Origin of the sequence: Levilactobacillus humaensis (assembly GCF_024345185.1) — a bacterium.
Lineage (GTDB): Bacteria > Bacillota > Bacilli > Lactobacillales > Lactobacillaceae > Levilactobacillus > Levilactobacillus humaensis.
This window is the reverse complement of sequence record NZ_BROB01000031.1, coordinates 18,791-28,793: the sequence shown is the minus strand read 5'-3', so window position 1 is coordinate 28,793 and position 10,003 is coordinate 18,791. Positions and strand designations below refer to the sequence as shown.

Annotated in this window: 8 protein-coding genes and 1 CRISPR repeat array (1 of these 9 only partly in view); all 8 genes read right to left on the bottom strand. The window is 47.1% G+C overall.

The genetic code is table 11. The annotated features are described in order from the left end of the window. Positions 1 to 58: 58 nt before the first annotated feature. Genes cas2e through cas3 form a run of 8 tightly spaced genes read right to left on the bottom strand, consistent with a single transcriptional unit; the run spans position 59 to position 9,313 of the window. Positions 59 to 838: a type I-E CRISPR-associated endoribonuclease Cas2e gene (gene cas2e / locus OCU14_RS09520; RefSeq protein ID WP_261810838.1), complete on the bottom strand. Its 780-nt coding sequence runs from the start codon at positions 836 to 838 to the stop codon at positions 59 to 61. Further along, positions 835 to 1,785 (bottom strand): type I-E CRISPR-associated endonuclease Cas1e, encoded by a 951-nt coding sequence (gene cas1e, locus OCU14_RS09515; RefSeq protein WP_261810837.1) that lies wholly within the window; start codon positions 1,783 to 1,785, stop codon positions 835 to 837. Before cas1e ends, cas2e begins: the two co-directional genes overlap by 4 nt. A gap of 4 nt (positions 1,786 to 1,789) precedes the next feature. Beyond that, positions 1,790 to 2,461 (bottom strand): type I-E CRISPR-associated protein Cas6/Cse3/CasE, encoded by a 672-nt coding sequence (cas6e, locus tag OCU14_RS09510; RefSeq protein ID WP_261810836.1) that lies wholly within the window; start codon positions 2,459 to 2,461, stop codon positions 1,790 to 1,792. A gap of 12 nt (positions 2,462 to 2,473) precedes the next feature. Further along, complete coding sequence (gene cas5e, locus OCU14_RS09505) at positions 2,474 to 3,175, bottom strand: type I-E CRISPR-associated protein Cas5/CasD (RefSeq protein WP_261810835.1); 702 nt, start codon at positions 3,173 to 3,175, stop codon at positions 2,474 to 2,476. Beyond that, positions 3,156 to 4,223, bottom strand: coding sequence for a type I-E CRISPR-associated protein Cas7/Cse4/CasC (gene cas7e / locus OCU14_RS09500; protein WP_261810834.1), 1,068 nt, complete (start codon positions 4,221 to 4,223; stop codon positions 3,156 to 3,158). The genes cas5e and cas7e overlap by 20 nt, the downstream gene beginning before the upstream one ends. Next, the gene (gene casB, locus OCU14_RS09495; RefSeq protein WP_261810833.1) at positions 4,216 to 4,818 is read right to left on the bottom strand and encodes a type I-E CRISPR-associated protein Cse2/CasB; all 603 of its coding nucleotides are present in this window, start codon (positions 4,816 to 4,818) and stop codon (positions 4,216 to 4,218) included. The genes cas7e and casB overlap by 8 nt, the downstream gene beginning before the upstream one ends. A 9-nt stretch (positions 4,819 to 4,827) precedes the next feature. After that, the gene (locus OCU14_RS09490; protein WP_261810832.1) at positions 4,828 to 6,546 is read right to left on the bottom strand and encodes a type I-E CRISPR-associated protein Cse1/CasA; all 1,719 of its coding nucleotides are present in this window, start codon (positions 6,544 to 6,546) and stop codon (positions 4,828 to 4,830) included. Beyond that, entirely contained in the window at positions 6,539 to 9,313 is a 2,775-nt protein-coding gene (gene cas3 / locus OCU14_RS09485; RefSeq protein ID WP_261810831.1) for a CRISPR-associated helicase Cas3', read from the bottom strand. The genes OCU14_RS09490 and cas3 overlap by 8 nt, the downstream gene beginning before the upstream one ends. Before the next feature lie 485 nt (positions 9,314 to 9,798). Beyond that, positions 9,799 to 10,003: a CRISPR direct-repeat array (repeat unit 28 nt; unit sequence GGATCATCCCCACATACGTGGGGAGTAC); it runs 554 nt beyond the window's last position.

The following is a 10,003-nucleotide window of genomic DNA, read 5'->3' as shown; positions in this document are numbered from 1 at the left end:
AGTGTTGTGGTAATTCTATTAAAGGCCTCTATGGGCTTTTTTGTCTACAAGTGTTCGGTTATATTTTACAATCTCCCTTATCTAAAAACTTATTAGCTTTCTTAACTACCGGCATCAGATCTACCATTCGATTACCTAGATCTGGTAAGCCGTTCCTTTTAAAACCAGCCGTCAAGAAGGTTTCGTCAAAGTGCAGGTTATACCCAATCAGCGGTGTATCGCCAATGAACGTCTTGAGGCCCTGCAGACCAGCAGCCAAACTAACCCCCTTCTCATTTAATAATTCAGAAGTTAGTCCGGTTAGGCTCATAACGTTTTTAGGAATTGGTTTATCAATCTGAATTAATTGGTAAAATCTCTCAATGGGCCTACCTTGAACCCGTTTAACCGCACCGATCGCCATAATCTCATCCTCGATTGGATCCAAACCAGTCGTCTCAAGATCAATCGCAATCAGAGTTGGTGGTGCAGCTACTGGCTTTTTATTGGCCAGCTTACGCGTCATCACCTTAGCCTGGTGGAACTTGGCAGCGTTACTGAACCCGTGTTTTACCGGGCCAGTCGCCTCATTCAGATGCATCATCAATGGAATCCCATCGAAATCAACCACGTCGCGATCTTTACGCGTGGTGCGAAAAGTATACCCTAATTCATTGTTAGAATTATAGACCATGGTGGCTTCACCATGGCCTATATTTTTCATGATTCGATCCCACAACATATCGCGAATCCGAGCACTCACGTTGCCGACGTAGACCCCCGTCTGGATCTCTTGGTACCACTTAGTGAGGTCCCCTCGTAACGACCGGGGAACCTTCGTTAACGTCACGACAATCATGAGCGACCATCTTCCTGAAGCTCATGGTATTGAACCCCAAATTTCTGGAGTCCCATCTGATCATCCCACAAACTCACGACGTCAATTTCACTCTCGTCGGTCATGCCTAGCAAGGCTTTTAAATCTCGCACCATGCGAGCAAGCAACTTACCATCTACGAAGGCATCGCGCATGGCCCGCCGAGTTCTGGACCCAATATCCGGATCGTTACCAAACTTAGCCGTCACCTGAAAGGCAATCGGAATAGAATACTCGGCCTTGTAGAGATCAGCAAAGTCGTAAACGAAAGAGAGATCGTGGCCCGTATGGACGAAGCCCAACCCGGCCGAGGCCCCTAATGCCGAAATGACACTGTAACTCAACCCATAAATAGCCTGATGAGCCGCCGTCAACGCCTTGTTAATCGGCGTCCCCGAATCGAAATCATCCGGATTGTACTCCCGATGCGACCATGCCACCCCAGTTGCCTGAGACTGTTCTAGGTAGACGCGACGAACTCGTGCACCTTCCTTGCCCCGCAGCTGTTGCATGGTTAATCCCGAAACATCGTCGTTAGGAAACCGCATCTGATACATCTGTCTTGCAACCATTAACCGGGTACGTTTATTCGAAACGAGCCGAGCTTGGGCCTCGATTAGAGCCGAGGAGTGGTTCAGTGGCCGCCCGTAAGCATACTGCCGAACCCCACGTTCACCGACCCAAATCACCCCTAGCCCGGCTTCGCCAATCAGTTCCATGGCGCGGTGGGTCATATCCACGCCGGGGCCCAGCATCAGTACACTGATAATTGCCGCGGGGACATAAACAATTCCCCGGGAATCCATCACCTGAATGGCACTGTCTCGTCGATTTAACTTTGCGTGCTCTAAATATAAGAAAGTTGTTCGATCACCAACCCGGCCCAATTCGCGCCGTTCTGGCTTTTCTGCCCCAACTTGCTTACCCATTCTATCAAGCCTCCGGAATCACCGTCATTAACCCCATACCAAAGGCTTTCTCACGTCCGAGTCCTTTGGTCAGCGTTTGTTTAAAGTCGTCCACATCAGCCACTCGCAGAAGGCCTTCAAAGGTCACGCGACTTAGCCGTACACCGCGACCGGCCTTCCGATGGAGCATCGGCCACTCCCGGTTGACGATATCAAAAGCCAGTGTTGCTTCTTGATCATCTGAATCCACTGATTCCTGTTTGACGATCTGAAATCCAGCCTTTTCAGCTCTTTTTTCCAGCCAGCCTCGCTGTTGGGCAACCGTAATGTGGGGAACCACGCGTCCCTGCTTCTGGCCCGGCTTAATGATCGAATACGTGGGGTTCGCTGTTAAGCGAAATTGGAGAATTTTCCCCTCATGAATGCTGTCTAATAGCCGATCGTAGGATTTGGTCATCGCCGTACCGGCCACTCCGTAGATTGCCAATTGATCGAGATCTGGGGCCGCTTCACTCAGGACTAGCAGGTACTTCTTGCCGCCTAAATGATCGATTCGCCACAAGTGTCGTGTCCGTTGTCCCGCCGCAATCTCTTGAGGAAAGCTCTGCTCAACCCAGTTGTGATAAGCACCAAGGTGCGTTAAATCTTTCGTTTTAGCGCGATTATTCACGTCAATTTCAACTCTTGATAAGTACATGCTGACTCCTTCCTAGATTGCGCCGAAAGCATCATGTGTCGTTTCCGGTTCGCTCTCCTGAGAATTTAAATTAGTTAGATCAACCGTTGTTCTGGCAATCGCCCGAAAACCGTAGCGCCGATCACGTTGATCGAAAGAGACGACGCGGTCCTTAACCATGGCGCTCTGCTTATCCGAAATCAGACTGGCATCGGCCACGATTTCTAAGCGATGGCTTTTGCTTCGTTTCTGATACCGCCTGTTTGCTTGCCATGGAAGCTGTTCTAAAACTGCCACTGGCGTCTCGTCTGAGAACTCCTGCGTAACGAGAGGACCGGCCGGGACATTCGAACGACGACCAAGGAATAATTGGAAGTGTGGGTGATGTAAGGCCACATTGATCTTTTCAATCAGCTGGCTATCGTCACTACCCAACGCGACCACGAACACCGCATCCTGAATATAATCCCGGTAGGTAATCTTACGGGTATCTTTTTTCCATTCAACCGTCTGGAAGTCTGTCAAGTTCCGACCAACTTGATCGATTCTGACGGCAAAGCCTAGGTCATTTAATGCCACGATCCGCTCATCACTCCGGCGGTATCCTAAGGCGGCCGCAACCATCCCGATCACCGCACTTTTTGTAGGGTAATCATTTGTTGTCCGCCGCGTAAATGACGCTTCATTGCCGTACGACTGTAAGGGTGCGGTAAGTTTAATCGTTAGTGTTTTCATCTGGAACCACCTTCGATAACGTCTCAGTGACCTTGTCTAAAAGTTCAGATAAATTGGCCACGCTGTCACCAATTTGTGAATCTGGTTTGCCTAAAATGAAGTTTGCGAGAGGTTCTTCAACGAAACTCTCTGTACGTTGATACTCATCGTCCAGCCGCTGAATAGAAGGTTCAACGTAGCCACCATCTGAATGAACGGGGTTTTCGAAGGCCGAAACTAAATTAACTGGCGTGTCGGTTCGAATCGTAACCATGACATAGCTTGGTAAAGTCTTATTCGCAAAGGTATTCTGCTTCCCAGTAGGCATCGAGAGGACGAACTCTTTAATGAAATCCGCTGCCCCATGAATGGCATCTTCTGGGTTAAGATTGTAGACCAATTCGTTCATATTCACATTGGCATAGCGGTAGAGGGTTGCTGAATTGTAATCAATCGTTCCCAGCATAGCGGCACCGGCTGTATCATCCGCCCGCGCATCGTCGACCGCCGTAAAGTAATCATATTCCGGAATCACTTCATGGGTTGATACCGCATGAGCGACTTGGGCTGAAGCATCCACGTTGAGCTCTGGATTGTCTGCCACCATTCGGCCAAACAAGGCCAAGTCTAGCGACTGGTCACCCTTCAGAACTTTTTTGACTTCCTTTTTATCTAGTTCTTCATTATCTAAAGCGTATTGCGCCAATTTGCGAAGTTGCCCCTCGCTAACGAACAGCAGGGCTCCCGTCTCGTTTTCCTTATTCAACTTGATTGAAGCCGCCTTGAAGATATCGCCGACCTTGCCCATGGCAGCGTCGTCATCTAAGGTTGGATCAAGGGTCTTTAATTCGTCAGCTAGCAAGGTAGCGGCCTTCTTTGTCCGTTTTCCAGTAGCCACGTTATCCTTATCAAATCGATCCCGAACAGCCTTTTTCCAGCTTTGAGAAGAAACTCGAGACCGCGTCACACCGCCATAAAAGGCTGTCTTAGGAGCACCCGTATCATCCCGGTTAATGTTGGATGATGGCACAGTTTGTAACACGTTCAAATCAACATATAGATTAGTCATTAGCTTTCTCTCCCTCAGTTTTATCTGCTTGTCTGAAATACTGTTGTCCCCAAAGCAACCGAATTCGGCTGGCTTGTTCGTAACTCACTTGCAACCAATAGAGATCCTGGGCCAGCTGGGCAAAGTCAATCTGCTGGTTATTCCCATGTGATTTCAAAATGCTAATCAAGTGAGATAGCTCGTTGATCACACCCGCTACATTTGTCGTAGCCAGTAGTGGCTGCACACGCCGATCCATGGCAACTCGTAAGTCTTCATTTCCTCGCAAATTACCCAAGGCACCAAAGAGCATTTGCCCTTTAGCATCCTTACCTCTGGCGGGCGCATAAACACACGCTGTCTGGTTACCTTGTTGGTAGATCGCGTAGAACCGGATCGCCGTATACACCGCAACCTCTTCTCGCGTGGGTACCCCGTTTTTGCTGAGCTGCTGCTCACTTAGGTTTGCCATTAAGAGCGGCCATACCTTCTGTGCGCGTTGACTCGTCACGGTCGGTGCATTTCTCAAATTAGCTAACGTTGCCTTGTCTGCCGCGCCGTCTCGATAAATCGAGTGAATTATTCGACCGGCAATCTGTTTAAGTTCTTCTGCCATAGACCCTCATCACTCCTTCTTCAACTCAAGATGTTTCTGGACACTCCCCATCAGGCGATTCTTAGCCGTGAATATATTCAAGGGTCCATGGTCAGTAGAAATTCCCTTGACATCTCTGGGCGAGCTGGCCTGCATCACATCATTAACTGACGCCACCACAATCCTTTGAAGTGTCTGCTTCCATTGATTAACTCGTTTATCACGGTTATCTCCGCTTTCCAAATTCTCCAACCACTCCTTAAAGGGTTCGTTCAGCTGTTCATAGAATTTCGCACTCATCCCACTAGCAAACGGCCGAACATCCAGATTACGAATCTTCCCAATGTCGCTGGCAAAGTGGAAGTAGTCCGTCCCAATCGTCTGTGTGAGGGCAATGGTGTCTTCAATCCGCGTTGGCCAACGTTTCATCGGTTCATTCTGATCATCACTAGGGAACAGGACATCAGCCTGGAGTTGCATGTCATCAACGACCTCTGCCGCTGGTGATTGTGAGGTCGCAACCCCATCGCTAATCAGGGCCACTGAATTCAAAATCAAAGAATCCTCACGTGGAATCAATTTCCTCTTTTTCAGTTTGTGTAGCCAAACCACAATTCCCGGTTCATGGACATCGTCAGAACTTCGGACCTTAACATATTGCCCAAAGTTGCGCCACATCGCGATCCCCAAGGATCGTAATCCCTTGACTGCCGGCCGATAGGCATGTTCTTTTCTGTCAAAGCGCCAGGTCGTCATCGGTTCAATCAGGGCGTCTTCGTAGTCAAATATGGGGATTCCGGCGCTGAAAATATGAGGTGAGTCTGTTTCGTCCCACTCGATATGTAAGATTCGTGACCAAGTCGTGTACAGCTCAGCCAGATTGTCTGGTAAAAGCTGGGCCTTCCGGTGCGTCACGTAGTCTCGAACGGACTTGTATTCCCAAACCGGCTTAGGCAACGTGTATTCAATCTCATCCTGCCATTCATTCACTAGAATTAAATTCAGCAATAACGTTTCAAACAGAGACTTTCCCTTAGCGAATACGGGATTAATTCGATAGATCCAACCGGCCGAATTCGAGAATTTTTCATCGGTCACAACCTTGGATTTATCGGTCACGCCGGTAAAGTTCTGGTAGCTAATGATCCAACGAACCAGTTCATCCAGGGGCAGATTATTCTTAGTTTCTCCTGCCTTTGGAGCAAAGATAGCTGGTGTATTGCCACTTTCTGAGACCTGACGATTAAGCTGCTTGATACCAACTTGCCCTTTCCCACCAGCAACGCGTTTTGCTTCGGGGACCAAGGCATCGTAGTCTTCTGCGGTCACTTGATAGAACGGATGCGGCCCAAAGAAATCAAACTCGTCAGCGTGTGTCTTTAGATATTGCGTCGCCACTGGTGAAAGTTGACCCGCCTGACTCAAATTCTGCCAGGTCTTGAATAAATCATCTTCGCTGTCGTCCTCATCAAATTCATCAGTATCAATACTAACTTCTGATTTTTCATTGATCTCTAGCCATTTATACAGCTGACCATCGGCATCGAATCGCGAATAGACAGTTGTCAAGATAGCTAGTAGAAGCCGTAAGATCGCCAGGTCTTGGCTCCGCATGTCGCCGGCTAATTGACGATAACGGTGGGCATTTTCAAATAAGTCGATTAGAGATACTGTTTGTTCTTGATTATCGTCTAGCGTGATGACCTTAATCCACGGTTCCGTGGTTAAATTGAAGTTTTTATCATCCACGATTGTCATCCTCCTGTACATATTTAAGTCCTAGCTTTGCAGAATACGTGAGGTGCCAACCTTCAAAAGTTACTGAGAAGTCCTTGTCTAACGGCAATACTAGCGATCCCTTGAGCCAAATATCACTTTGCCAGCCTGAGAAGTATTTATTCGTCAGGTCTTCAAGGGCTTTAATCGCCTGCTCAACCTTTTGGGGGCTCGGTGTAATCACAAAAGGCAACCGAATAATTTGTTGCACGATTACCTGTGAGTTAACGTCTGCCAAGGGCTGACCACCTACCAAGAAGTTTCCTTCTTCCGTGTGCTGAATCAGAATAACTTCCAAGGTCTCTTTGATATCACGGACTGCCGCACTGGCCTGCTGATCATCATTACCAATATTGCCCAGATCGCGACTCAGCCAACCATGAATTGTGGCGCCAATTTTAAGCTTCGGTGCCCCAACTTGGAAAAAGTGGGCCTTATTTTCTTCCTTTTCCAGATCTATTTCGAACTTAGCTTGAGCTGTGGCAATCTCCGCAACCTCTGAGTCCGTCTTGGGGTCGTAAACCTTTTGCACTAAAGGTGAGATGTCATCTGGCAAGACAATTTCATCTTTCAGAAAATGATCCGTCTTCATGAGAAGATACTGCCCGTAAACAAAAGTACTACCCGCCTCGTATTCATTGGTTCCTTCAATCCCCATGATAAATAATTGCGGTTTATGTAAAACCTTAGGCCGTTCAATCTGATGACGATGGAGACGCCCAGCTCGCTGAAGAATCAAATCCATCGGGGCAATGTCCGTATACATCACATCAAAATCAATATCCAGAGACTGTTCTAGGACCTGTGTCCCAATAACAATCATCTTTTCCGGACGATTCCCATGCTTTCCAATTGCATCCTGTATCTTAGTCTCGTGGGCTGACCGATCATTAGCCAAAAATGCTGAATGCATCACCATCAATTGAATATCAGGCGGCACTAATTGAGCCAGCCTCTGTGCCCGCTTAACCGTATTAACAATAATTCCTGCAACTCCGCCATCGCTAATCTTATGTAACGCGTGAGCAATAAGAGCCTCATCAGGAAGATCCAACCGTTTAACTTGGATGTGGGCTGGTTGCTGGTCACTTTTGCCTGGAAATGATGTCGTCTGTTTAATTTGACTGCCATCCAAGATGCTAAGTAATGGATAGGCCTGTGTTTCTTCCCAGCCTTCCGGTGCAACCAATTTTCGCACATATTTTTTGCCATATTTTCCAAGTAGATAAGCCTTTAGAAGAGCATTCCGTTTCGCTTTCGGCAAGGTCGCTGACAAAATGACAATGGGAACATGGTAAGCCCCTAGCCAATTGACTGCCTTATACAGGTATTGATTCATATAGGCATCGTAGGCATGGACCTCATCAATCACGACCACTTTGCCACTAAAGCCCAGGTGCCGTAAGAACAGGTGCTTTTGTTTCAGCCCCATTAGCAAGAGATTATCAATTGTTCCGACCGTAAACTTCGACAGAATAGACTTTTTGCCAGAGAACCAGCCATTAACCACAACATCCCCATGACCATCTTCCTCACCATAGACGTTTGAAGCATCTGGAAGGCTTCGATACGTTTGGTTAAATTGCGCCTTACTGTGCATCAGCTTAATTTCAAAGTTCTCATCCTGAAGCTCAGCTAAAAATTTCAACCATTTATTAACTCGGTTAAACATCGCGTTGGTTGTTGCTTGAGTCGGTAGTCCCATGAAAAGACCATCACTCCCTGTCATATACGCCAATTGTTCGACAGCAAGTAACGCAATCTCGGTCTTTCCCAACCCCATTGGTGCCTCAACAATCACCATTCCTGGGTCAAGGGCTTTTCCAATTGCTTGACTCATGGATCTCTGCACGGGTCGTGGCTTAAATTTCCAGCGATCCATGTAGACCTGATCTAGATCGTCCGGATCAATTCGTTGTGGTTGCCACTCCCCACCAACGGACCAGTTACCCATAGCTCGTCTAAAACGTGAGTCCACATCAATATCTTGATACGCCTGACCCAACGGAATTAGCGGAAAAAGCGGCTTTTCCTGTTGATAATCTAGATATTCACTTGATGCCAGCCAATCGGCCATAATCAACAAGCCTTCTAAGACAACGGCTTGTGGTTGCGTGATATCAGGAATATCCGCCACTTCTTGATAGCCTGAAGTGGTCAGTCCATACTCAAATAATTCTTTCTGCACAGCCTTCCATGGCTTCTGAACTTTAGGGTCGACATCATCCTGATAAAAGTTTGCTGTGTAGTCGTCAATCTGGTTCTCTGGTGCTTCTTTAGCTGGCTTCCCATGATGGCCCCCGATGATGGCCCCGATGGACTCAGGGACACCAAAATCTTCAATGATGGCCTCACCAGCTAAAGCATGTGGAGACTGACCTGCAGAAGCTAGTACAACTTCATCCAGTCCTCGAAATCCCCCTTGGGCCAGTCGAGATCTAAGATCCTCATCCAGCGAATCGTCGTGATCATAGGATTTCTTAGTTTGAAAGGCTGCGGTGCCTTTACCGATATCATGTATAAACCCTACAAATTTGACCAGTCTCTGTGTCTCTTCTTCTGACAATCGTCCCGTCAATAACCGCTGCTGGTCTGGGCTCAGCCATTTAGCAAATAAATAGTTAATCGTGTTCTGTGTATCAATTAAATGCACAATCAAGGGCAACCAGGATTGATGCCCGTCCTCAGTACGTTTCTTAGCCCAAAGTACCGATGTTCGATCAGATATCTTTATCGCCATATGTACATCCTCTTAACTATCTCTTTTTAACAATTATAGACTGTTCAATAAGACGCCGAAAGCCTGATGCCATCGTATCTTTGAAGATACAGATAAAGACGGTTCAAGTCAATATAGACGTCTTACGAAATAATAAATAGTATTTTCTAATTATTTTAATATTCCAATTTGTAGCCTTAAACCCAGTATTATCAACCACTGTAGGCATGTGCACTCATTTTATCATATCTAGAGATACCTGGTTGAGCATTCTCACACCTTAAGCAGTAGCGGTACCTTTCTAGATATATAGTGTACCAACTAACCTAGCTTTCTCGACACATGGTTGAGAAACATCTCTCACTAATGAACAAGTACTCTTAAGCCTTTCCACGTATCTATAACTAATCTGAATAAAGATATCCTATAGATTCCCAAACTTTTTCTTAACCAATTTGATCTTACATATGTAAGTAACCCTCTGATGAATCGAAAGGGATCGTAAAAAAACATCCCCACATACGTGGGGAGTACGGAAAACCAACCATTAACCACAACTTCTCCGGGGGATCATCCTCACATACGTGGGGAGTACTGATCGGCGAAAAGTGCTCTAACAGTCAAGGTAGGATCATCCCCACATACGTGGGGAGTACGCTCACGCACGCGGTTCGTGACCACGGTGCAGGGATCATCCCCACATACGTGGGG

Excerpts from the sequence above, each read along its gene's own strand:
- cas2e (WP_261810838.1), bottom strand. The coding sequence starts at position 838 with ATGATTGTCGTGACGTTAACGAAGGTTCCCCGGTCGTTACGAGGGGAC.
- cas1e (WP_261810837.1), bottom strand. The coding sequence starts at position 1,785 with ATGGGTAAGCAAGTTGGGGCAGAAAAGCCAGAACGGCGCGAATTGGGC.
- cas6e (WP_261810836.1), bottom strand. The coding sequence starts at position 2,461 with ATGTACTTATCAAGAGTTGAAATTGACGTGAATAATCGCGCTAAAACG.
- cas5e (WP_261810835.1), bottom strand. The coding sequence starts at position 3,175 with ATGAAAACACTAACGATTAAACTTACCGCACCCTTACAGTCGTACGGC.
- cas7e (WP_261810834.1), bottom strand. The coding sequence starts at position 4,223 with ATGACTAATCTATATGTTGATTTGAACGTGTTACAAACTGTGCCATCA.
- casB (WP_261810833.1), bottom strand. The coding sequence starts at position 4,818 with ATGGCAGAAGAACTTAAACAGATTGCCGGTCGAATAATTCACTCGATT.
- cas3 (WP_261810831.1), bottom strand. The coding sequence starts at position 9,313 with ATGGCGATAAAGATATCTGATCGAACATCGGTACTTTGGGCTAAGAAA.